The organism is Oleiphilus sp. HI0067 (assembly GCF_001635735.1).
In genome coordinates this window covers 1-1,024 of the sequence record NZ_LWFI01001284.1, presented here as the reverse complement: position 1 = coordinate 1,024, position 1,024 = coordinate 1, and the positions used below count along the sequence as shown (strand labels likewise).

The window sequence follows — 1,024 nt, the reverse complement described above, 5'->3', positions numbered from 1 at the left end:
TGTCTGTGATACTGATTAGTGCATTCGGGTTAAATTGAAGGCNCATAACAAAACCTTTCAACTCTGACCAATGTTTCGCGTGATTGCGGAAACTGTAATCATTCGTACCGAAATCGTTCATGTCTTGAAGCGTGTCGTTGATATAGTGAACAGCTGTTGCCGCGTACACTTTTTCCCAGTTGTTAACGATGATGTCGCGTTGCGCTTCCAGTTCGACTAGGTCAACATCAGCACCACTTTCAGTAATCAAGCTGCGACCTGTTACGAAGGCATCAAAGATAGCTGTAGTGAAATTAGTTTTAGCATCATCCGAGCTACCAAAATCGCGTTTTGCGGCATTAACTGCTGCTGCGAAGTTGATTTCTGAACGCAGGTCAATTTCACCGTCGCCATTTGTGTCGAAGTAACCTTCACCACGTGGGTTGCCCTCTGCAGAGCTGTGGTTGCGGATCTCAGCGTCGGTGTATAGGTCGTAGTCACGTGCTGCGCCGAAGTAGCCGAATGCTTCGTCCCAAGCATGTTCTAGCCCTGAGTAAGGCTTAGGAACACCGCTTTTCACGGTTTGCTCTGCACTTGCGTTGATACCTTTGCCATTACCAAGATCATCGCTTAAATAGTCACCCGTACCTTGAGAGTACGCTACTGACATGAGCAAGAACTTGTTGGTAAGTTGTTGCAGGTCAACACCTGTAACTGTCAAATAAGGAGGTAGTGCGTCACCCGCATCTACAGGGTTGAGGCGTACGCTTGGATCAACAGCATTTGCTGCAACGATACCGAATAGGTATTGAACAAACTCGTCTGGTGTTGGGTTTGCGTCCAGACCTGTTGCCCAGCCGCGCAGAGTAGTGTGGCGTAGGCTGTTGTCTTCACCAGCAATTTTTTCTTTCAGGTCTTTTCCAGTGGAAATGTCGCCGTAGGTTGGGCCTGGGCTAAGCGTTTCTGCGCCTTTGGTCAAAAGGTAATTGGTGTTATCAATATCACCGCCAGAATTAGCGTCATATAGAGCATTTAATTCATCCAG

At 47.5% G+C, this 1,024-nt stretch carries 1 protein-coding gene; it reads right to left on the bottom strand.

What is annotated here, in order from left to right; genetic code table 11:
* Positions 1–1,024, bottom strand: a 1,024-nt coding sequence (locus A3739_RS19855) for a DUF4856 domain-containing protein (RefSeq protein ID WP_197472454.1), incomplete at both ends; no start/stop codon positions are given.